Raw genomic sequence first — 24,343 nt, forward strand, 5'->3', positions numbered from 1 at the left:
TACTTTAAAAAAATAAAGAAATGAGTTAAAACTTTTTAAACTTACCGTTTGTCAATATTATATGCTTTTATAAAAAACAAATATAATATTTTATTATACTATTCTAAGTTTTATTATAGTTAATTACTTAGAAATTAAATACTTTTGATCAAATTAAATAGTGTTATTAATAAAAAAGTTTTTAAATTTAGGTAATTTATTAGAGCCACTTGCCACTTGCCACTTGCCACTTAGCCCTTTTTACTAGACCATTAATTTAAAAAACCTGAATGTATTCTAAAAACAATTGTGTTATATAATTAACACTAATTTTAACCTGAAAGGATTTTTATTAATGGATAAAATTAAACAAATAGCATTAGTAATTAACAAATTAAATATCAAAGAAAAAATTAAAATTATTGATGATTGTAAAAATCAATATTCAATTAGAAACCTATGTCAATATCTTCAATTAAACAGATCAACATATTACTTTTTAAAAAATAAACAAAAACCTATTAAAAAAGAAGAAAATCATATTATTAAATGCAATCATAAATATCAAAAAATATGCCAACTTTTAATCGAATTTCATTCTACAAGAAAAGGCAGAATTTATGGATATTTAAGAATTTTTTCAGCTTTTAAAGAGTGATTAAAACAAGAAAAAAATATCATTTTAAATATAGAATTATCAATAAAACAAATGCGAAAAATTATGAAAGAACACAATATTCAAGGATTAAAACAAACTAAAAATAACTATCCTAAAAACAAAAAAAATCCAAATAAGTGAATACCTACAATGGATAAAGTAAACAAAGATTATAAAAGTACAACCTCTTCAAATCAAATTTGATCAATGGACACTAAACAAATAAATACTAAAGAAGGATGATTATATCTTTTTGTAATTATTGATTTTTATTCAAATAATGTTGTTAGTTATAATATTGCTCCTAATAAATCATATCAGGATTTAATTCTTCCTGCTCTTGAAAAAATCAACAAACAATTTTCTTGAAATCAAATAAAAAATGTTATTTTACATTCAGATAACGCCAACGAATTTTATTGTCAAGATATCACAAAATGAGCAGAGGATAAACAAATAATTTTAAGCAAAAAACAACCTTATGATATTGGTGGTAATGTATTATCTGAAAACTGATTTTCTCATTTATCTCAAGAATGACTACCTAAAGCATCAAATCAATATTTATCCATCAATGAAGCTATAAATGATGTAAATCAATATGTTATGTTTTATAATTATGAAAGAATACATTCTAAATTTCTAAAACCACCAATTTTACAAATTAAAATTTAGAATTTTATATCAAAAATGGTCCAGTAATTAAGGGCCAACCACCTAGAAACCTATGTCAATATCTTCAATTAAACAGATCAACATATTACTTTTTAAAAAATAAACAAAAACCTATTAAAAAAGAAGAAAATCATATTATTAAATGCAATCATAAATATCAAAAAATATGCCAACTTTTAATCGAATTTCATTCTACAAGAAAAGGCAGAATTTATGGATATTTAAGAATTTTTTCAGCTTTTAAAGAGTGATTAAAACAAGAAAAAAATATCATTTTAAATATAGAATTATCAATAAAACAAATGCGAAAAATTATGAAAGAACACAATATTCAAGGATTAAAACAAACTAAAAATAACTATCCTAAAAACAAAAAAAATCCAAATAAGTGAATACCTACAATGGATAAAGTAAACAAAGATTATAAAAGTACAACCTCTTCAAATCAAATTTGATCAATGGACACTAAACAAATAAATACTAAAGAAGGATGATTATATCTTTTTGTAATTATTGATTTTTATTCAAATAATGTTGTTAGTTATAATATTGCTCCTAATAAATCATATCAGGATTTAATTCTTCCTGCTCTTGAAAAAATCAACAAACAATTTTCTTGAAATCAAGTAAAAAATGTTATTTTACATTCAGATAACGCCAACGAATTTTATTGTCAAGATATCACAAAATGAGCAGAGGATAAACAAATAATTTTAAGCAAAAAACAACCTTATGATATTGGTGGTAATGTATTATCTGAAAACTGATTTTCTCATTTATCTCAAGAATGACTACCTAAAGGATCAAATCAATATTTATCCATCAATGAAGCTATAAATGATGTAAATCAATATGTTATGTTTTATAATTATGAAAGAATACATTCTAAATTTCTAAAACCACCAATTTTACAAATTAAAATTTAGAATTTTATATCAAAAATGGTCCAGTAATTAAGGGCCAACCACCCTTTTTTACTATCTGGTAAAAATGTAAATGCTGTCCCAAAAACACCCCTATTTAAAGCATTTGCTAAATTTAATCATTGTGAAACTTGACGAGCATTATGTAATAATTTAGTAGTTGCACCAGCACTACCAGCACCAATAGCATTTAAAGCAATAGTAATAATTTTTTTATACTGTTCTTGATTATTTATCATTTAATTACTCTTCTTTCTAAGTTAAAATTTCTCTAATTAAACAGCAAAAAAACCTGTTTAGGTAATAATACTAAACAGGCTTAATGATTTAAGCACATATTTCTTGTCTGTTCATATACATTATAAAATCAAAACATTTAAAAAACAATATTCAAAATAAAGAAAATAGAAAAATATTAAGTAATGTAAATAACAATCTTTACATTACTTTTTTTCTTCAATGGTATTTAAAATATTGATTAAATTTCCTATGGTTGTTGCAAGTGTTTTAACACTTAATCTTGTTAATAATGATTTCATAATTAGTCCCCTTTATTTTCCCCAATAACTTTTTCTTAAATCTATAACTTATCTATATTTTAAATTGTTTAAAGAAAAAATGCAATAGCCGTCTTGTATATTAAGATACTTTTTAAATTAAAATATCTAATTATTGAAGAAAATTATTAAAAATTATTGACTAATATGAAATAATTTTATTTTAAAGATTTTACTTGTAAGAAAATTAGCATTTTTAAATGTAATATCATAACTTTTATTATCTAAATTATTTTTAATTTTATAACTTAAAAATGCACTAACACTACCATCATCATGTTTAAATGTATTGATTGCAATATCACTTAAAGTAAAATAACTATTATTGTTAATATCAAAATATTTACTATACATATCTTTATATAAATTTTCTTGGTCCTTTAACATATTATCAAGAATACCATTATGATGTGTTTTATCAACTATTATATTTAGTAAGGAATTTAAACTACTAGTAGAAGTATTTAATCAATTAGAAAAGTTTGCAAAAACACTATCTTGTTTAAAATTAGTTTCACCACCAAATTGAACACCTAATAATTGTAATATTTCTTTAGTTTTACTAATATTATCTGTTGTTGGATGATTAATAATATATTTAAGATTATTTAAAGCATTAATAAAATCTTTACTACCGAAAGTTAAATCTAAATATTTTACTAAATCTTTTAAATCAATTAATGGATTTGTTGTTAAATATTTATTAGTAAACTCAAATATTTTATTAATTGTGCCACTAATTGGAACATTTTTAATTGCTGATTCTAAACTATTAACAACTTGTTGAGGAATATCACTAATAGCTGAAATAAAAGAAAATTTCTTTTGAATCTCAGGTAATGTTCAATATGAATCAGTTCATGCAAAGGTAGCTTTCGCAATAATATCTTCACCAAAAGGTCCGGTCATTAAATTGGTAACTAATTTAAGCATATTATCTTTTGAAGATATTAATTCTTGAAAAATAGTTAATACTTTTTTTAGTTGAACTGTATTATTTTTAAGTAGTGTTTTATCATCTCAAGTAATACTATCAATGCCAAAAGTTGGATTAGTTAATTTTAATACTTCGCTTTTAACCATTGGTATTATTGTTTTTATTAAATAAGGTCATGCCACTGGATTTGTTAAAATCTTATTAAGAGTTTCACTAAATATAGCATTAAAATTATCAGAATTAAAACCAATAGGTCCAGCACCTCATAAAGCATATTTAATATTATCGCTAATCATTTCACCAATATATTTTCCTGATATTGACTTAAACATATAATTAAAATTAACACCAGCTATATATTCATAAAATTGATTTCAATTTCAATTTTTTGCTTCATATTTAACATAGTATCACTTTTCATGACTTGGAATATTTCAAGCTTGAGCAAATGTCGCTTTCTTTGACATATAATCTTGCATTTTTTCAAAAGTAGTATTACCACTAAAATTATCTTCTTGATCTGAATCTGCTAATAATTCATCAATAGTATTAGTTATAATTGGAATATAATTAGTATAAGATAAGTAATCATTAATATTTGGTATTAAATTTTTAATATTTTTTAACATTCCATCAATCATATTAACAGTATCATCATTAGATAAAATAGAATTATTTAAATAATTTTTAACCATTGGCAATATGTCACGATAACTACTATAGCTATTAATATTATTGGCGATAGTGTCAACTTTAGATTGATTAATACCATTACGTTGAAATAAAGACTGAATAGTATTAATACTATTAGCATCTAAGTTGCTAGTTCAATCATTAATAAAATCATTTCCATTATTCTTACCTGTAAGATTATCAATTTGAATAGAAGGGGCTTGATTATACATATTATTTAATAAATTATTAGTATTAAAACCTTTATTTTTACCAATTAATAACGATTTACCAACAATAGAGGTTTCATTAGCATACTTAGTTGCTGTTTTAGTATCAACATTGTTGTTAGCAAAATTATTAATACTAATATTGTTTGTATCAATTGTGAATGCTAAAAGCGACATACTAGAACTTAATAAAAGGCTGGTAGTAAAAAATAAATTTAATTTTCGTCTCATATTTTACACTCCATTTATAATGATTTTCTTATTATTATAAACTATTACAAAATAATGTACAGTAAATTTTATTTTTAAAAAAAATATCTACTAATAAGTTAAATTAGTAGATACTTAATACATTTTAATTATGAATTTAATTAGATATTCCGTTTTTGTTAAGTTAGGACTAATAACTAGTAAAGGAATATTTATAAATTTATGAGAAAGTATGTTTATTATGTTTTTTTTGGTGTAGAAGCATTAGTTTGTGTTTTATTAAAAACATGTGTTGGTTTAAATGAATGATTATTCTCTTGAGTAAAATGAGAATGTTTTTTGTGTTGATGTAATTTATTATTACATTTATTAAACAAATGTTTAATCAAATGTAAGGGATTTACTATACAGTGATGATGACATAAAATATCAACAATATTAGTTAATAAATAATTAACATTTTTATTAGCTTCCAAATTATATTGGATAGGTTTTTCTAAAATGCTATAAAAGGTAGGAATAATATTATTATAGTTAGCGATATCTCTTTCCTGTAAATATGTTAACATTTCCAAAACTTTTTTATTATTTACTAAATCATTATTACTTTTAAACTTTCTATTCTTGATAATGCTATGATAAGAATTTGGAACACATAAACAATATTTTATTTTCCTTGATGATTTTATTTTCTTTTTTTCTTAATTTCAGAAAAAATATTATTATAAAACCAATTAAAAAAATAATAATCATGATAATAATTAACTTCATATATTGCTCCCTAATTTTATTTTTAATTAATAAGTATTAATTTAACATTTTATTTTATAAAATAAAATACTTTTTATTAAAAATAATAACGTTTAGCAGAACCTATCTTTCTTTCAACTAAACTAAATAAGATAAAGATAAAAATAAATCTTAAAATTTCAATACCAAGTAAAATAAATAATATAATTACTGAATGATTATTAAAATTAAGAATATTATTATCATATTCATCAGGTCTTGGTAGGTTAGGACTAAAATAAAGTACTACTAAAGTTAAAGCAAAAGATAAAGTAGCAATAATCGCATTTAAGGGTACTATTACTAGACCAGCACTTATTTTTTTGATAGTATCTACTTTTAAATTTTTACTTTTATTGCACAATTTAAAAAGATAGTAGTAAATAAAATAAAAAGAAACAATAAATAAAATATTAGCAATATTATCAAAGAAAATTTGAATTGGTGGATGATCACTATCTGCTAATAAATGTAATCAAGGTTCGATAATACCAATTGCTAATGTATAATATAAACCAATAATTGGTAAAGCAAAAGCAATAATTAATGAATCAAAAATTCTTAATGGTAAAATTACTCCCATAAACTGAATAGGTATTTCAATTAATGAAGAAGCAACAGCTAATCCCAATAAAATTCCTGTCAAAGTAATATTAAAAATTTGTTGTTTTGAATTAATCTTTATTTTTTTCTTTGTTTTTATATCTACTTTTTCTTTTTCTTGGTCAACACTTTTAACTCTCATTATAACTTCTCCTTTTTAAAATAGGTATTTAATTAAATAAATAATTATTTATAAAAATTATAAATTAATTTTAATTAAAAAACAAGACATTTATTAAATTTTTATAAAAACTATTAATACTACTCTAATTTAGAAAATTAATTAACAATGAAAATATCATAATAATAATTTGATAAATAATTTTTATTACAATAAAAATAACAAAAACTAAAAAATAAATTATAATATTAATCATTAATTTAAACAGTGTTAAATCCTTATATAGATATTTTTCTGTATTAGGATTTTTATTAAATTAAATATTGAAAAAGAAAAGGAAGATTAAAAGATGGCAAAAAAATATACACTCGAAATAAAAGAAAAAGCATTACAATATTTACAAGATGGTAAAAGTTATGATGAAATCAAAAAAGAAACTGGCATTTCAAAAACAACAATTTGAATTTGAAAACAAAAAGCAAGAAAGAATGAACTTAAAACAAAACATTCAGTCAAGTCAACTCCAAAAGATATATTAGAAGAAGCTATCAATATTGCGGAAATAAATTGTGATAATAATGAGAATCAAAATTATAAAGAAGAATTTTTAAATCAACAACAAGCAATAAATTTATTATCAGTAAATATTAACAAACAAATAGAAAACAACTATTTTGATAATTCAGAAGAAGATAGTGATTCAGAACGATTAGTAATTGATGAAGATTATAAAGAAGAAGTAAATATTTGAAGACCTTGAGAAGAATCAGAAATAAAACAAAATAATGAAGAATCTTTAGTAATAGAAATAAAAAAAGATCAATTAAAATATATTATTTAAATATTAAAATGTTGTACTAAAATTTGTACTGGCCTAACTAATAATAAATATAAAAACAAAACTGAAGTAAATTTAATTAAATTAAATGGTACAAATACAATTCAAATCTTATCTTTAAGATCAGCAGCACCATACATGTCTAAAATAAAAGCTCAATTATAAAAAGCACTAATTAATGATACTAAAATACAAGTAATAACAATTGTTGGTATTTCAATAATCATTAATCGTTTTCAAGAATTATTAGATTGCGTTTTTCAAAATGGTAATTGCTTAAATAATAATTTAAAACTACTATATAATAACAATAAAGTAATAGTATTTAACATATAAGCAAATTGACCAATTGGTTCAGCATTACCAGAAGGAAAATGAGGTAAGATTAAACTTAGTCAAGGAACAATAATGGCAATTAACAAACTATAAGGAAGTTTAATAATTAACAATGCAATTAAATTAATAGTATTACCAAAATCAATTTTTAAAAAAGGTAAAAAAATAGGTGGTGTTTCTAATAAGCTCATTAATGTCGTAACTGCTAATAAACTACTAACTAATGCTATTCTATGAGTAGTTAGTTTTAAAGAATTATTCATATTACTTTTAAATTGTTGTCACTTTTTCTCATATTTTAAACTCATCTTTTACTCCTTAAAATACATTTATTATTTTAATTATATATAAAAAAACGTTTATTTATTATATAATAAAATTAATTTTTAAAAGGAGATGAAGTATTAATGAATAAAAGCGAAAATAACATTGTGCAAATGGTAGTTGAAATTCCCAAAGGATCAAGTAATAAATATGAATATGATTGAAAATCTAAAACTATGATATTAGATCGTGTTCTTTATGGTGCTAATTTTTATCCCGGTGAATATGGATATATTCCTGAAACTTTAGATTACGATGGTGATCCTTTAGATATTATTAGTTTAATTACTTATCCAACTTTCCCTAGTTGCTTAGTAGAAGTTAGAATTTTAGGAATGATTAAAATGATTGACGGTGGTGAAGTTGATACTAAATTATTTGGTGTTGTTAATTCTGATCCACGCTTTAATCAGTATCAAGATCTAAAAGATGTACCACAACATTTACGTGATGAAATTGTTAATTTCTTTCTACAATATAAAGAATTACAAAAAAAGAAAGTCATAATTGAAGGTTGAGGTAACTTAAAAGAAGCATTAACTGAACTTACAACATGTAAAAATATGTTTAAACAACATCAAAATGAAATGAATAATTTACCAAAAGCACAATTAGTGTCATTATTAAACAAAAAATAAAGAAAAAATTTAATATATTAAAAATATATTAAATCATTTATCATTAAATACAACTAAATAAAATTAAATAGATGAACAACTGTTCATAAAAGGGAATTAAGTAATCTTAAGCTGCCCCAGCAACTGTGATACTGATAAAAGTTACATAATCCATTGAAATCAAAGATTTTGAGAAGGGTAACAAGTAAAATGAAGTTAAGCCAGTAGACCTATCTATTTAATACTACTAAAATAATCTCTGGGTGCAGATAACATTTATATAATTTTAATTGATGTTTTATCTCCGATTAGTATAACTAAACCACCTTTATGAGGTGGTTTTAAATTTAAAAAATAAAGAAAGCCGAGAACAAATAGGTAATGTTTAGTAATCTGTGTAACTTACAAAAATAACTATGTTTAATTAATTCTAGTAAATATAATTAAATGACTAGAAAGAGTGAGTTAAAGATGGCTAAAAAGCAAAATATTAATAATAATGATCCAATATCAAAAGCAGTAGATTTATTATTAGAAAATACTGAAGATTTAACAACAGTTTTTAAAGAGAAAGGATTGTATAAAGAATTAACAAAAAGATTAGTAGAAAAAATGTTGAATTCTGAGATGCAAAATTATTTAGGATATGATAAGAATCAACATAGTAATAGTGACAATGCTCGTAATGGTATAAGTTCAAAAAAATTAATAACTCAACAAGGTAAAATTGAGATTGATGTACCACGAGATCGCAATAGTAATTTTAATCCTGTAATAGTTGCAAAAAGACAAAGAAGATTTGATGGTTTTGATCAACAAGTTCTTTCTTTATATGCAAAAGGAATGACATTATCAGATATTAGAATGCAATTACAAGAGTTATATCATGGTGCTGATATTAGTGAAAGTGTTATTAGCCAAATTACTGATGATGTTATTGATGATGTAAAAGCATGGCAAAATCGACCATTAGAAAGTGTCTATCCGATTGTTTATTTTGATTGCATAGTAGTGAAAGTACGACAAGATAAAAGGATTATTAATAAATCAGTTTATATAGCTTTAGGAGTTGATTTAGAAGGTAAAAAAGATGTTTTAGGTTTATGAATTAGTGAAAATGAAGGTGCTAAATTTTGATTAGCAAATTTAACAGAAATGAAAAATCGTGGCTTAAATGATATTCTTATTGCCTGCAGTGATAATTTAACAGGCATGTCAGAAGCAATACAATCAGTTTATCTTAAAACACAACATCAATTATGCATAGTTCATCAAATTAGAAATAGTTTAAAATATGTCTCATATAAGCATAGAAAATCTCTAGTTGCAGATTTAAAACCAATTTATACTGCATGTAGTGAAGAACAAGCAATGCAGGCTTTAGAATCATTTGAAAATAAGTGAAATAAACAATATCCTCAAATTACTAAATCTTGATATAAAAATTGAGATAATTTAATGGTTTTTATTAGTTATCCAGTAGAAATCAAAAGAGTGATTTATACTACAAATGCTATTGAATCTGTAAATAGTCAATTACGAAAAGTTATCAGAAATAAAAAAGTTTTTCCTAATGATATGGCAGTTTTTAAAATATTTTATTTAGCAATTGAAAATATAACAAAAAAATAAACAATGCCCATTCAAAATTGAAATACAGCAATTGCTCATTTTATGATAAAATTTGAAGATAGAATTAATATAAACTAGTACTTTGTAAAACAAAGATACACAGATTACATAAAAGCCTCAAAAAAAATTAAATACTAGCTTACAAATGGTTGTTCTTGCCTTTATTTCAATTTTATTGAAAAGATTTTAAACAGGTTCTTAGAAATTTTATTAATTATTTTCTTCTCATTATTTTTAAATGTTTTTATTTTTTTAATATTTTTTTCTAAACTCTCATTGTTCTGTTCAGCCAATTTCTCAAAACTGTCATTTAAGTTTTTTACCATAATTTAAATTTCCCCTTTTTTCATTGTTTAATAAATTTATTATACACAATAAAAATAAAAACTTAATTTATTAAAAAACATTTAAAACATTAGAACCTGTTTAAAATCTTTTAGAGAATAGGATAAAATGATTATATATTTTAAAATAAGAGGTATATATGTGTAAAAATTATCCTAGTAATGTTAGCAAAGAGCAATTTGAAAATATAAAATCAATTTTAGAAAATACTAAAAAGAGAACTAAACCAAGAAGTTTAGATTTATATGAAGTATTTTGTGCAGTTTTATATGTATTAAAAAGTGGTTGCCAGTGAAGAATGTTACCAAAAAAAATTTTCCAAAATGACAAATTGTATATTATTATTTTCAAGCTTGAAGTAAAAATAATGATAAAGAACCTAGTGTATTACAATTAGTTTTAAAAAAAATTAGTCAAGGCATTTCGTATCAATAATGGTAGAAAAGAACAAACTAGTTTTTGTATAATTGATTCACAAAGTGTTAAAAATACAGATACTACTAAAAATAAAGGTTATGATGCTGGTAAAAAGATTTCACGAATAAAGCGTCATATTGCTGTTGATTCTCAAGGTTTACCACATGCAATTTACATAACCACAGCAGAAAAAACAGATCGTAATAGTGCTATAATAATGATTGAAAATGAAAAAGAGAATCTTTCTGCAGTTCAAAAAATACTAGTAGATGCTGGTTATACTGGTGAAAAATTTGCTTCTAAAATTAAAACAATTATAAATGCAAATGTTGAAGTTATAAAACGTAATGAATTACATTCTTTTGTAGTATTACCAAAAAGATGAGTTGTAGAACGAAGTTTTGCATGATTAGAAAAATGCAGAAGATTATGAAAAAATTGTGAAAAAAAATTAAATACTAGCTTACAAATGGTTGTTCTTGCCTTTATTTCAATTTTATTGAAAAGATTTTAAACAGGTTCTTATATTTATTAAACTTGATAAAGATTTTAAAATATTGCTAACATATAATTTTATTGTCATTTTCTACCTGCTTTAACATAAGGTTGCGCTCAACTTTTTACCAATTCTGTATTAGGACGAAAAATCATTAATGATACTAATGCTATTAAATATGGAAACATACCCCATAATCAACTTGGAATATTATTACTAATAACTATAAATGTTTGTGAAGCATTTATATACTGATATAAAAAAGAAAAAATAAAACAAATAATAGAAGTTAAAAAAAATCTACTGTGTGCCATCATTCATAAAGCAATTGCCAAAAAACCAATACCAGCAAAATTATTACTATAAATAAAAGTACTTGGAAGTACATAAAAAAATAAAGCACCTGAAAAACAAGCTAAAGAACTAGAAAATAGCGAAATATAAAATCGAGAACGACGAACATGAATATAATTTAAAGCTACTGCGGTTGGATTCTCACCAATTCCTTTAATGTATAATCCAAGCTTAGTCAAAAATAAAATAGCTGCAAAAATATAAATTGCTAAAAAGGTTACCAAAATTGCAATTCAAGAAAATTGATAAATATAAATACTTGCTAATGAATAATTTATTTCTCCAGTAAATGTTAATGGTAAAATTACTGCTAATCCATAACCAAAGTAATTAATAACCATTGATACTAAAAATTGATTAGTTCTAAACAATAAGGTTGCTAAACTATGAATTAAGCCAAATACAATTCCAATGATAATAGTGATAAAAAATGCCAAAATTGCAACTCCACCACCCAAATTATTTTTTAATTGTGAAACAATTATACAATATGTGGCAGCACCAGTACACATAATACCATCAAAACCAAAATTAACAATTCCTGCTCTAGTATTTAAAATTCCACCTATACATAACAACAATAATGGACAAGCAAATAATAATGTATTAACTAAAATTGTTGAAAATGAGAGTAACATAATTATTTTTTTCTCCTTTTCCTTTTAAATATTTTATTTTTTTTAAAAATTTTTGAAGATTTTGATTCAACATTAACAATTTTAACATTTTGTTGTTCATCCTTAATTAATTCTTTTTTTCATATTAACTTCTTTTTTAGTCTTATTAAATATTCTTTAATAGCAATAGAATGAGTTAAGTAATGCCAAATAAAAGGATAAATACCAATAATGTAAATGGTTATTGATAATACTATTATTGCAATTTCTGGATTTTTCAAATACATAAAAGCATTATTTTCAATAGGACTAATAAATAAACTCATAAAAAATGATGAAAATAAAATAACTCCTGGCGTATATCCCGCTAAAGCAGCTACTACTACACCATAAAATCCTTCTTGAATTGGAGCAGAAAGCGAAGGTAAATTATTATTAACTCCTAAAAAATAAAGATAACCAGCAATTCCTGCTATCGCTCCTGAAATTGGTAAAATTATTAAACCCTGATATTGGGGATTTAATCTGGCATATTTTGCAGCAACGGGGTTTTTAGCAATTGCATTTAATTTAAAACCAAGAGTGCGATTATTAAAAATAATAATTGCGATTAATAAGACAATAATAGCAATAATAATACCAGCAGAAAATAAATTACTAATGCTAAAAGGTCCACTAATTAATGAAAATCTAAGATTAGTAATTTGTGTTGGAATTTTTAAGTTATGATAAACATTACTGGCTATTAAACCTTTATATCCTTCTCAAGCAATAAAATTAAATAAAATAGTGCTAATAATTTCATGAATTTTAAAATAAGTTTTTAAAATTGCAATAATTAAACCAGCTAAAGCACCAATTAAAACTGCAATTAATAAAAGAAAAGGAGTAATTCATTGACTATAACCACCACTTTTATAAATAGCTACTGCCAATACATATGTTATCATAGCACTAAATAACATTTGACCACTAACTCCAAAGTTATAAATACGATACTTAAAAGTAATAGCTACTGCTAATCCTGTTAATATTAATACACTATATGTTTCAATTAAATTACTAAAACTTACTAAATTAGTTAAAGGATTAATAAAAATAGTTTTCCAAAATGATAATGGATTAACTTGTAAACATAACATTAATAAACTAACAAAAAATAGAGTTATTAGTAATAATAATGCACCCACTAATCAAAAATTTCATTTTTTAATATTTTCCAACATCTTTTAACCCAACCTTGACCTAATATTTTCCATTTTTTATTAATTCAACTAGTAATTTTGACAAATGGTCTTTTCAAATAATTAATTGTTCTAATTATTTTTTTCTTTTTCAAACTTCACTTTGTTTGTGGCAATTGATACATTTTATCAGTTTTAACAATTATTTCATTTGTAATAGGATAATCATTCCATAGTGCTGGATTGTTCATTATTTCAACTTTAATATTTTTATTTTCCAATTTACAAACAAATTGTTTGTGATAAATAACTGCTACTCGTTGACACAATAATTGTAATAAGTACGGATCAGTATCAATAATTAAAATACTTGAACCACTTTCGCGTAACTCTATTATCTTTTTAATAATTAATAACGAAGAATTTTCATCTAAATCAGAAAATGGATTAGATAAAATTAATAATTGTGGTTGCTCTTCAATACTTCTTGCTAATACAAATTTCTGCATTTCTCCTTTTGATAATTTATTAATTTTAATAAAAATATTATTATCGTTAAATATTTGATATTTTTTAATAATTTCTCGTACCTTTTTATTAACAACGGCTGTTTTGACAACTCCGGATTTAGTTACATATTTTTCTTTATTATAATTTCAAAAGGTAAAATTTTCAAATAAAGTGGCATCAGGAATTATAGCAGTATTACTATAATGTCCAGATATTCAATCAATTCCTAAATTACTAATTTCTTGCGGTTTAAAATAAGTTACTTCTTGTTCTTGAAAAAAAATGCGTCCTGTTTGCGTTTTAATCATACGTACTATACTTTCAAGTAAAACCTCGCTATAAAGGTTTTCATAATCATAAATACCATATATTTCACCAGGGCGAATTGCAAATTCAATTTTATGAAAATTTGAAATATTGGGTTTATTCAAAGAAAGATTATCAATATAAAGCATTGGTACTGAATTTATCGATTTTGGTTTTTTATAATTAAAAATCTTACCTGAATAATTAGTTGTAAACAATTTAGTATTTTCTTCTAATTTCATTACTTTTGTTTTACCAATATTTAAGTTTTCAATTCAAGATACTCGGTTAGCAACCATTTTAGCAAATTCTTCATCTCTAGTTGTGAAAAGGACCGTTATTTCTTCATTACGAAATGTTTTAAAAATCATTCAAAACTCTACTTTTTGACTATCAGATAAACCAACTGTTGGTTCATCTAACAACAATATTTTAGGTTCTTTGAATAAAGCACGAAGTAAAGATAATTTTTTTAATTCTTCAATCGCAAGTGTTGATACTCTCTTATTTAAATTAAGCTTAATTTTATATTTTTCCATTAAATTATTAATTTTAAATTCAGCTTCTTTTCAATTAGGAAAAATTTTAGCAATAGTTGGTTCATTACCAAGTATAATATTTTGTTTAACAGTAAGATTGTCTAAGAAAAAATCATCTTGACCAGCATAAGCCATTCTAAAATAAAGCATTTCACTAGGATCACGAGGAAAATAACATCCTTTTCTTAAACTATTAATAACAATTTTTCCTTTAGAAGGTTGTTCAAAACCAGCAAGCATTCTAATTAATGTTGATTTACCAACGCTATTATTACCAACAATGGCATGAATTTCTTGTGTTATTTCTAAATTAACATTTTCAAATATAACACGAGTATCATAATATTTACTAATTTTTTGTAACTTCAATATTATTTTTTCCATAATTATATATCTCCATACTGATTAGTAAAATCAATGTTATTAACACCATAAGTTTGGATTTTACTTTCTGAAGCACTAGGTATAATTTTAAAATTAGGATTAATCTCTTCTTTAAATGTTTCATCAATAATTTCCAAATCAGGCATAAAACCAAAAGCTAAATAATTAATATTATCATAAACATAGTCATTATTATTAATAATATTCGATCCAACAAAACTAATAGTTTTACTATAGGTTGGACGTGAAGATATTAACCTAGCAGTATAGGCAATAATACTGTTATATCAATAATTAGTATTAATAATAAAATTAACACCATGTGTCTCATATAATGATTGGGCAATCTGACCAACACCGGCAACACTATCAGCACTATAAATATTACTTGTTACAAAACTATCATGAGGATTAGCATAAATAATTTTATATGTAATTTTTGGATTATCAATACCATTAATTATTTCAGCAAATTGATTCAAAATAGTTTGATCATAATCAATGCCAATATTATTAATAATACCAATTCTAACTATCAATTTACCGTTGTCATCAACATCAAAGTTATATTTTTTATTTATTATTCGATCCTGAACATTTTCAACAAAATGTTCAGCAATTTTACTGCCATAATTTAAATGGCTACTAGTTACGTTATCAATATTATATCTAATATCATAAATATTATTAGTGACTTTAACCGTATCAGCAATAATATTATTAAAAAAATAAAATTTAACATTCTGAAATTGTTGTAATACTCTAATTAAGTTTTTAGTAGAATAACTACTAGTTTCACTATGATGTGGAATATACTTTTGAAAACTAGGATTTAAAATATAAACTTTTTTGATATTATATGTAGATAAAAAGTTTCTCAACATTAATGCATAATAATTATCATCTTGAGAACTAAACAATGTTACTACATGATCTTTACCATAAAAAGTTTGTAACTTTTGATAAACAAGTCGGTCATAAATGTTTTGATTTTGTGCTTGTTGATAACTTGTTATTAATAAAACTGTTGGTTGTAAATTTCAAGTACAAGCATAAATACTACTACTAATAGTAGTTATTGTTGGCAAAATTATAGTGAATAATAGAAAACGTCGAAACATAAAAACCACCTACTAATAATACTTATTTATAATTATACAAGAAATCTTAGTTTAATATCAAACAATCAATTTATTGCAAATTAATTAAACAGTTTATTAAAAAAATAATAAAGAATATAAATAAAAAGGATTTATGACAATTAATTTTATTAATAGTAATATTTGGTTTGTTATTATTTTCAAAGTTATTTTCTTTTGTTATTTCTAAAATGTAATGATGAGGAATTTTAATTTTATTTTTAGTCCCATTTACGTTCTTATTTATATCTTTTGCTAGATCATTCATTTGAAACTCTAATTTTTCAATGATTTTAAAAAACAAAAAAATAAATCATTTACTATTAACTTTAACTTATTTATATAAATTTTACATACTTTAAATTTATTTTTAATAAAAACTTAATTAATTGTAAAATACATAAAATTTAATAATATACAACCGTTATATAGTATATATAAATTTTAACCAATTACTTTTATAGGAAAGTAAATGGATTTTTTGTTAAAAGGAGGCATTAAAATGGCAGACAAAAATAAATCAGAAATATTTCAAAAAATAACAGCACAGCAAGACATGCCACTTGCCACTTGCCACTAAACTATAAAATTCTTGTTCATCTTTGTATTTTTTTAACATAATAATTATCACCTTTGATATTAATAATAACCGTTAAATTATTAAAATTAAAGGTTTTACACCAAGTCTATTGATTAGTGTATTTAATTTTAGATTAAAATATTAATTAGTAAAAATATAGTCTAATGGTATATCTCAATTATCGTGATTAATTATATAAGGAATTTTTTGAATAGCAAAACCAAGTCCTATTTTACTAAAGTTAAATTTATTTTTAGATAAATAACGGTCGTAAAAACCTTTACCATAACCAATACGGTAATAATCTTTATCAAAGGCAATTAATGGTACTAACATACAATCAATTTGACTTCCTATAACTTTTTGGCAATTTAAACTTGGTTGTTCAATTTTAAAATCATTATCAAATACGATATCGTTTCAACTATTAATAAAGTAAAATTCCAAATGTTCACCATTCATTCTTGGTAAACAAACTTGTTTTAGATTTTTTCATAATAATTCAATAATTTCTTTAGTTTCTACTTCATATGGTAAGGAATTATAAAGAGCAAATACATTATTTTGTTTAAAATAATGTGATTCATTAAATTTATTGAAAATAATTTTATTTCATTTTTGATAATTATTTTTAGAAACATTTTTTAATTTTTTTAAATAAATGGTTCTTAAACTAATTTTATCCTTAATTTCCATTTCCATTTTTTTCACATTCTTTCTCAATTATTTTATTAATACCATTAATACCAATAAGGGCACATTTAATTCGATTACGCTGTCTTGGTACATTTTTAAAAGCAATCATATTTTCAATTATTTTATCATTAAATTGCTTTTCTGATAACATTGCTTGATAATTAATAATAATTTCTTTTATTTGTGATATTGTTTTACCTTCAATTAAAATACAAAAAAGATCGGTTGCTGCAGTTGAAATAGCACACCCAATTCCAGTAAAGCGTGCGCTATTAATAACTTTATTTTTAATAGAAATTTCAACATGAAAATTATCAAAACATGATTCATTGTTTTGATGATATGTTAAACTATTTGGTAAATTTTTAAAACCTTTATTTTTTGGATTACTATAGTGTTCAACAATTAGTTTGCGATAATAGTCTTGATTGTTATTAAAAGAATTCATTTAAAAAATCTCCTCCTTCATTAATCCCTTTTTTTAAAGATATTACTAATAAGTCAATATCTTTTTTACAATTATATATGTAAAAACTAAGACGAATTGTTACTTCAGCGTTAATTATATTAGGTAATAATTTAGCACAATAAGTTCCACTGCGTACGCATATATTTTGTGTTCCTAAAAAATTAGCAACATCTTGTGCAAATACTTTTTTAATATTAAATATTATGTTACTACTATTGCCATCAATATTATAAATTTCAATATTATTTCCTAAATGCGCTGTTAATTGTTCAATTGCGTATTTTTTTAGTAAAATTTCATGATTTCTAATATTTTCAATACCAATGTTTAATAAATACTTAATAGCTGCACCTAGCCCAAATACACCCGCAATATTTTGTGTTCCACCTTCAAAACGATAAGGACTATTTAATAAGTTAAATTTCCCATTTTCATAAATATCACCATTCATGCCTCCACCCAATATTAGTGGATCTAGCATATTTAATCATTCGTTTTTTCCTCAAAAGACACCGATTCCAGTTGGACCAAAAACTTTATGACCAGAAAATCCAAAAAAATCAATATTTCAATTTTTAACATCAGTTTTTATATGTCCTATTGATTGTGCACCATCTATTATTACTAAAATATTTTTAAAAATTCAATTATCACTTTTAACATTTTTTTTACCATATTCTTTAATAAAATTAGTTAATGTTTCAGTATCATTTTCTATTGCTAAAGAATTATTAATATTTGCAAAAGCAACTATTCTGGTTTTAGGTGTTAAAACTTTTTTTAAACTTTCAACAGTAATGAATCCTTGTTTATTTGTTTCAATAAATTTTATTTTAATTTTTTTAGTTTGTATCAAACGATAAAATGGTAAGAGTAATGAGCTATGTTCTAAAGTGGTTAATAAAATTTCATCATTTTCTTGTAAATATTTTTCTAAGCCAAAAGCAATTTGATTATAAGCAAAAGTTGCTGAAGGACAAAAAACTATTTCGTTTTTGTTACTATTAATAAATTTACTAATTGTTTTTCTAGTATCTTCAAATATATCATTTCCCTTAACAGCAAGTTGATAATCTTGACTATGTGGATTAATACAATATTTTTCATAATAATCGCTAACAGCATCAATAACTATTTGTGGTTTTAGTGAAGAAGCGGCTGTATCTAAATAAACTAAATCAGGATTATTTTTAAAAAAGGGAAAATCAGTTTTAAAGGTATTATCATTAATGTTTATTTTTTTATTCATATTTACTCCTATATCATTACACCAAATATAATATACTTATACTAATGATTATACACTTAATTTTGTGCTAATTTTCTTAAAATTAAAAAATGAATAAAATATTATTTGTGCACTATAAAGTAATAATATTTAAAAAAAATAATATTTTAAATTTTTTAAAATAAATAATTGGTAATTAGTTATTTCATTTTAAAATTAATTAGAAAAAACTATCCCTTAAATATAAATTTTATGTTAAGATATCTTAGTAAAATAAATTAAAAAATCTTTTTTTGCTATAGATTTAATTAAAAGGAGTGAATAAAGTGCGCAATATTCTTGCCTTAGTTGCAGCTTTCACGTTATCATCAACATCAACTATGTCTATTATAGCTTGTAATAATTCAAATGAAAGAGGCACAACTAATGTTTTCGACTGAAATAGTGCTTTTATAGATACAAGTACTACGACTGACACCTTTTTTAATTACTTATTAAATAATCCCAATAGTGGATGAGGTAAAACATTATATACTGATATTAATCAATATATTAATCTTTCAATTTTAAAAAATACTCCAGAATATAAAGATGATTATCTTGCTGCTTTGACAGCAGCTCAATCTGAAATGGAAAATAAAATAAAATCATTACAAGCAAAATATGGTCGTTCATGAGAAAAACAATGAAAGAAAGTATTGGGCGATGATGATGTTAATACTTACATTGATAATATTTTAAAAAAGAGTGCTTTAGGTATTATTCAACGTAGTTATGTTACTAGTAATTATAAGGATTATAAATACTACAATCAAAATGAAATTAATATTTGATTAAAGGATTTATGAGAACAAGTAAAGAGCGAAAACAATCCAAATGGTACTTATGATAGTGTACAAGAATACATTAATGGTAAAGCAGGTAGTATCGCTCTTGGTAAATATTCTAGCAAAATTTGAATTGTTGCTAATGCTAATAATTCAGAATCAGATGCTATTGCAAAATTAAACGATAATGTCAAAATTGCTAAAACATGAACTGGTGTTAATATTAGTCTTCCTGTTGTAAAAACTAGTGATGATAAGAATGATAGTAATTATGAAACAGATTCATACAATACTATTGATGGCTTATTAAGTGATAATCAATCTAAAATAGCTAAAGTAATGTTAAGAAATCAAGAATTAATTTGAACTCGTCAAATTGTTATTCCTTTTGACTCTACTGCTAAACCTTTACAAGAAAAGATTAATGCTTCTCAGTTTTCTCAAAATAAAACTAAAATTAATGAAATTTTAAAGAATATTAGAACCAATGGTTTCGATCAAACATTCACCGAAGAAAAAGGGGCCGCTATTACTGATGTTAGTAAAACTGGTGATTTAGGATTAATGGATATTACTAAATCTTCACAAGAGAATAGTCCTTTTTATTATTACTTATATCGTTATGTAACTAGTGCTGAAGGTGTTGGTAAAAATGTTGATGGTATTCAACCATATAAATTAACACAATTTAATTCACCAACTGACAAGGAAAAGGGTTTAGATGACTTAATTCCTTATATAGACCGCGATAGTATTAAAGATAAAGGTAAAGATGGTACTAGTCAATATAATGATTTAGTTTATATGAAAGATATAAAAGGACCACAACTTCCTAATGCTGCAGTTAATAATGGACCTGGAGTTGGCATTTTTATTGATACTGGTGGTATTCATTTTATTCAAACGCCAGGTATCACATATCAACAGCAAGACAAACCTAAAAGCGATGAATTAACTTATAATATAATTAAAACATTTAAAAATCATAGAAAAGATACTTATCAGTGAAAAGACTTAGCACCGTTATCTGAGCGTCCAGGTGGATTATCTGATTCTCCTTATCTTGATTATTTACAAACTGGTTTTTTACTACAAAAATATACTCCAAATACAACTCCTACTTTTAATTTAAATGATGCATTAACAGCCTTTACTGGAGGTACTGGTAGCCTTGGTGATGCAACTTGATGAGATTATAATTTATACTTTAATAATAACTCAAGTTTAATTCATTGAAATTTACAGGATATATTTGGTTCAAGTCCTCTTGATCCAACTGATAAGAAAATTAATGACTTTGTTGAAAAAATGAAAAGTTGATTTGATAAAACTAAAGAAAATCGTTGAAACAATAGACAAGGTATTAATATTAATGCAACATTTAAGGATAATATTATAAAAACTAATAATACATGAGATGGCTTTACACAAGATGCACCAGTTGCTCGTATGGATACTAATATTGCTAATTATCTAGATGTTGTTGGGAAACGAACATTATGATGATATGATCCAAGTATCATTAGTTCTTAGACGGGAGGTATAAAAAATGAAAAAGATAAAAAAGATTTTACCATTATTAACTTCAGTTACTCTTTTATCTGGCCCTGTATTATTATTAGTTGCTTGTGATAATGAACGTGATATGAGTAATTTACCTAGTGGTAAAATTCCTGATGATTATAAAAATCGTGTATTATTTAATTTTTTAGGAGTAAACTTTAATGAAACGATTTCTGCTCAGTTTAAGAATACTTATTCACAAGGTCTTGATTTTATTTTAAAAGATGTTGAAGGAACAATTGCTCAGCAAAAATTTTATGAATTTTTTCATAAGAAACTTCATTATAGTGAAGACACAAAAAATGCAAATGGTACTACTACAATGGGAGAAGCCAATAAAGCTTTTATAAAACTTAAAGATGATTTAGGATTAAATTTATTAACTCAAAAGTACTTAAGTGGTATTAATACAGCTAATTCAATAGATAAAGTATCAGCAGCAGATAATAATGAGTTATTATTTCAAAATCAAAGTTGACATCAGGATGGTACAAGTAAATTTAATTATCAAAATGTAGAATTTTATAAAGAAAAAAATAAAGATACTGATAAAGTTAATGATCCTGATCAAATATTTACTCCTGATAGTTTATATAAAGATTATGGTGATAAAGATGCTGCTTTTGATGAACAATTAGCTGCCATTGCTAAACATCCAGATGACAATTATAGTAATGAAATTGGTAAATTATTACCAAATGATGCTAAAAAATGAAATAGTAGTGCTGGTATTAATAAAACACAAAAAGGTCTTTCTGGTACTGATATTCCAACTTATTCAAAATATTTAAAACGTTTCCAATGATGATTACGTTTTCGTTATCAACAATATTATCAATATCAAATTTTACCAGAATTAAATCAAACTTTATTTACAATGTCTTATATTTTAGACAATATTGTTGATATTAAAGATAATGAAGCAGGTAAACCTATAATTTCAACCCAAACAAATAACCTTTACATAAGTCAATTACAAGATACTACTGGTTGACAAAAGAGTAACTATAATGTAAATTGAAACTTTACTACTGATTTAGCAAATGCGCAAAGCATTGATCAAAAATGAAATAGTAGTCCTTCTGAATCTCCAAAGTGAGAGTCGATTGTTAAAAATGATGATTCAGGAAAAGAAAAAACTTTAAATTCTGATTTTTTTACTCAATTAACAAGCGGTAATGCCTCAACTATTAGTGAAATTGATCCTAATTTTGGTGCTAATGGTTTCTTAAGTATTGCTACTACCCAAGAAGCTGCAAGTTGAGTAACTAATGGTGGATTACATTACACTACGAATAATAATATTGCTACATTTACTTACTCTGCTCCTATTTATTTCCTAAACCTTTTACAAAATTTAGATTTTAGTTTTTTAAATAATAAAAACAAAGGCTGAGTTCCAGAAATTAGTAATTTAATTCATTCATGAAACAATAGTGGTAATGCTAGTCTTGAGACAGATTTCTCTAAGTATATAAGGGGTGATGCTAACGAAAGCACTATTACCCAAGAAACAAAGTGAAATATATTTTGACAAATGTTATATTCTATATCTGCTAGTGATTCTGCAACTAACGATTCACCAGTAGCTGAAAACTTTAAAATCGCTGCTCAAAATTTATTTCCAACATATATTCCAAAAAATAATATATATGAAGAAGGATTTTGAAATAAGGTAAAAGAGTTTTATCCATAATAATAGTTAATATTTTAAGTTATACTTATAAAGTAAGTTGAGGTGAAATATATGACAAATAAAGCATGCATTTTTTGTACAATTATTAAAGATACAAATAACTTAATTTTTGAAGATACAAATACAGCAGCATTCATGGATATCAATCCCGTAACTAAAGGACACATTCTAGTAATTCCAAAGCAGCATTTTGAAACTTTTATTGATACTACACCCAAAATAGTAAGTGATGTTAGTATCACAACTCATAAAATTGCTAATTTGCTAATAAAAACTATTCCCGAAATTAAAGGATTTAATATTTTAACTAATAATGGTAGCGAAGCATTTCAAGAAGTGTTTCATTATCATGTTCATATTATTCCAAAATATATTCGTGAAAAAGGGTTTTTAATTAATAGGACAAAAGAAAATGTTACAATTGATGATATTAATAATATTAAAAAAATACTAAAATCACAATTAATGTAAAAAATATTTAAGGAGGAAAAAAATGAAAAGTCTTAAGTTATTAACTTTACCTAAAATATTAATGCTAATTGGTGCTGTATGAATTATTGTTTTTAGTTTATTGTATGCAGCGGGAGTTATAACTTATAGTTTCTATGGCTGAAATGAAAATGGAGCTACATTAGTTATAATAGGTATTATTTATATTCTAATACCATTTTCAGTTAAACCTGGATTATGATCAAGACTATGAGCACTATTTATATCATTTCTTTCAGTTATAATAGTTATTGGTTTATTTGTTGGCAAAGATGTAGATTATAAGTCAACATGAACTTATATTAATGCTTTACCACATATTATCATGGCGTTTGGCTCTATTTTATGAATATTTAATAGTAAATAAGTCATAAAATAATTATTAATAACTTAAAATATTGGT

Annotated in this window: 21 protein-coding genes, 2 pseudogenes and 1 riboswitch; of the genes and pseudogenes, 10 read left to right on the forward strand and 13 right to left on the reverse strand. The window is 23.7% G+C overall.

The window, feature by feature from the left end; all coding sequences use genetic code 4:
* Positions 1-334: 334 nt before the first annotated feature.
* Together AAHM96_RS00930 and AAHM96_RS00935 are read left to right on the forward strand one after the other, a co-directional pair.
* Entirely contained in the window at positions 335-1,312 is a 978-nt protein-coding gene (locus tag AAHM96_RS00930) for an IS3 family transposase (protein ID WP_342273315.1), read from the forward strand.
* A 302-nt stretch (positions 1,313-1,614) separates the two neighbouring features.
* Positions 1,615-2,238, forward strand: a complete 624-nt coding sequence (locus AAHM96_RS00935) for a DDE-type integrase/transposase/recombinase (protein ID WP_342265927.1) — start codon at positions 1,615-1,617, stop codon at positions 2,236-2,238.
* Here AAHM96_RS00935 and AAHM96_RS00940 read toward each other — a convergent pair.
* The 4 genes from AAHM96_RS00940 to AAHM96_RS00955 form a co-directional block, all read right to left on the reverse strand.
* A complete protein-coding gene (locus AAHM96_RS00940) occupies positions 2,235-2,474 on the reverse strand; it encodes a hypothetical protein (protein ID WP_342273316.1) in 240 nt (79 codons plus the stop codon). The genes AAHM96_RS00935 and AAHM96_RS00940 overlap by 4 nt on opposite strands.
* 453 nt (positions 2,475-2,927) lie before the next feature.
* Positions 2,928-4,808 (reverse strand): hypothetical protein, encoded by a 1,881-nt coding sequence (locus AAHM96_RS00945; RefSeq protein WP_342273317.1) that lies wholly within the window; start codon positions 4,806-4,808, stop codon positions 2,928-2,930.
* Positions 4,809-5,080: 272 nt separating this feature from the next.
* Complete coding sequence (locus tag AAHM96_RS00950; RefSeq protein WP_342273318.1) at positions 5,081-5,410, reverse strand: hypothetical protein; 330 nt, start codon at positions 5,408-5,410, stop codon at positions 5,081-5,083.
* 278 nt (positions 5,411-5,688) lie between these two features.
* Positions 5,689-6,375, reverse strand: coding sequence for a hypothetical protein (locus AAHM96_RS00955; RefSeq protein WP_338962254.1), 687 nt, complete (start codon positions 6,373-6,375; stop codon positions 5,689-5,691).
* 328 nt (positions 6,376-6,703) lie between these two features.
* Here AAHM96_RS00955 and AAHM96_RS00960 point away from each other — a divergent pair, with 328 nt between their 5' ends.
* Complete coding sequence (locus tag AAHM96_RS00960) at positions 6,704-7,195, forward strand: helix-turn-helix domain-containing protein (protein ID WP_342273319.1); 492 nt, start codon at positions 6,704-6,706, stop codon at positions 7,193-7,195.
* Here the strand turns inward: AAHM96_RS00960 and AAHM96_RS00965 are convergent.
* Entirely contained in the window at positions 7,192-7,836 is a 645-nt protein-coding gene (locus AAHM96_RS00965; RefSeq protein ID WP_342273320.1) for a hypothetical protein, read from the reverse strand. The two genes, AAHM96_RS00960 and AAHM96_RS00965, sit on opposite strands and share 4 nt — an antisense overlap.
* Before the next feature lie 99 nt (positions 7,837-7,935).
* On the opposite strand from AAHM96_RS00965, the gene AAHM96_RS00970 reads away from it, so the two are divergent.
* Entirely contained in the window at positions 7,936-8,490 is a 555-nt protein-coding gene (locus AAHM96_RS00970) for an inorganic diphosphatase (RefSeq protein WP_342273321.1), read from the forward strand.
* 52 nt (positions 8,491-8,542) lie between these two features.
* A riboswitch (cobalamin riboswitch) is annotated at positions 8,543-8,721 on the forward strand.
* A gap of 219 nt (positions 8,722-8,940) precedes the next feature.
* Positions 8,941-10,179 (forward strand): annotated as a pseudogene (locus AAHM96_RS00975) (IS256 family transposase).
* 83 nt (positions 10,180-10,262) lie between these two features.
* Here AAHM96_RS00975 and AAHM96_RS00980 read toward each other — a convergent pair.
* A complete protein-coding gene (locus tag AAHM96_RS00980) occupies positions 10,263-10,427 on the reverse strand; it encodes a hypothetical protein (RefSeq protein ID WP_342273322.1) in 165 nt (54 codons plus the stop codon).
* Between the two features lie 158 nt (positions 10,428-10,585).
* Between AAHM96_RS00980 and AAHM96_RS00985 the strand changes: the two are divergent.
* A pseudogene (locus AAHM96_RS00985) lies at positions 10,586-11,377 on the forward strand (IS5 family transposase).
* A gap of 59 nt (positions 11,378-11,436) precedes the next feature.
* Here AAHM96_RS00985 and AAHM96_RS00990 read toward each other — a convergent pair.
* The 7 genes from AAHM96_RS00990 to AAHM96_RS01020 form a co-directional block, all read right to left on the reverse strand.
* Positions 11,437-12,351 (reverse strand): ABC transporter permease subunit, encoded by a 915-nt coding sequence (locus AAHM96_RS00990; protein ID WP_342273323.1) that lies wholly within the window; start codon positions 12,349-12,351, stop codon positions 11,437-11,439.
* Positions 12,352-12,353: 2 nt separating this feature from the next.
* Positions 12,354-13,472 (reverse strand): ABC transporter permease subunit, encoded by a 1,119-nt coding sequence (locus AAHM96_RS00995; RefSeq protein ID WP_342273324.1) that lies wholly within the window; start codon positions 13,470-13,472, stop codon positions 12,354-12,356.
* Positions 13,473-13,519: 47 nt separating this feature from the next.
* The gene (locus AAHM96_RS01000) at positions 13,520-15,253 is read right to left on the reverse strand and encodes an ATP-binding cassette domain-containing protein (protein WP_342273325.1); all 1,734 of its coding nucleotides are present in this window, start codon (positions 15,251-15,253) and stop codon (positions 13,520-13,522) included.
* 2 nt (positions 15,254-15,255) lie between these two features.
* Complete coding sequence (locus AAHM96_RS01005; protein ID WP_342273326.1) at positions 15,256-16,341, reverse strand: hypothetical protein; 1,086 nt, start codon at positions 16,339-16,341, stop codon at positions 15,256-15,258.
* Positions 16,342-17,113: 772 nt separating this feature from the next.
* Positions 17,114-17,674 carry a 5-formyltetrahydrofolate cyclo-ligase gene (locus tag AAHM96_RS01010; RefSeq protein WP_342273327.1) on the reverse strand — a complete coding sequence of 187 codons (561 nt, stop codon included), beginning with the start codon at positions 17,672-17,674 and terminating at the stop codon, positions 17,114-17,116.
* A complete protein-coding gene (gene sufU, locus AAHM96_RS01015; protein WP_342273328.1) occupies positions 17,658-18,116 on the reverse strand; it encodes a Fe-S cluster assembly sulfur transfer protein SufU in 459 nt (152 codons plus the stop codon). Before sufU ends, AAHM96_RS01010 begins: the two co-directional genes overlap by 17 nt.
* Complete coding sequence (locus AAHM96_RS01020; protein WP_342273329.1) at positions 18,103-19,386, reverse strand: aminotransferase class V-fold PLP-dependent enzyme; 1,284 nt, start codon at positions 19,384-19,386, stop codon at positions 18,103-18,105. The genes sufU and AAHM96_RS01020 overlap by 14 nt, the downstream gene beginning before the upstream one ends.
* A gap of 296 nt (positions 19,387-19,682) precedes the next feature.
* Between AAHM96_RS01020 and AAHM96_RS01025 the strand changes: the two genes are divergently transcribed.
* The 4 genes from AAHM96_RS01025 to AAHM96_RS01040 are packed head-to-tail and all read left to right on the forward strand — an operon-like array spanning position 19,683 to position 24,307.
* Positions 19,683-21,725: a hypothetical protein gene (locus tag AAHM96_RS01025; protein ID WP_342273330.1), complete on the forward strand. Its 2,043-nt coding sequence runs from the start codon at positions 19,683-19,685 to the stop codon at positions 21,723-21,725.
* 16 nt (positions 21,726-21,741) lie between these two features.
* Positions 21,742-23,451: a hypothetical protein gene (locus AAHM96_RS01030; RefSeq protein WP_342273331.1), complete on the forward strand. Its 1,710-nt coding sequence runs from the start codon at positions 21,742-21,744 to the stop codon at positions 23,449-23,451.
* Between the two features lie 51 nt (positions 23,452-23,502).
* Positions 23,503-23,922, forward strand: a complete 420-nt coding sequence (locus AAHM96_RS01035) for an HIT family protein (RefSeq protein ID WP_281748311.1) — start codon at positions 23,503-23,505, stop codon at positions 23,920-23,922.
* A 22-nt stretch (positions 23,923-23,944) separates the two neighbouring features.
* Complete coding sequence (locus AAHM96_RS01040) at positions 23,945-24,307, forward strand: hypothetical protein (RefSeq protein WP_252318892.1); 363 nt, start codon at positions 23,945-23,947, stop codon at positions 24,305-24,307.
* The last annotated feature ends 36 nt before the right edge of the window (positions 24,308-24,343 follow it).

This window comes from Spiroplasma endosymbiont of Acasis viretata, from assembly GCF_964031275.1.
In the GTDB taxonomy this organism is placed as follows: domain Bacteria; phylum Bacillota_I; class Bacilli_A; order Mycoplasmatales; family VBWQ01; genus Spiroplasma_E; species Spiroplasma_E ixodetis_A.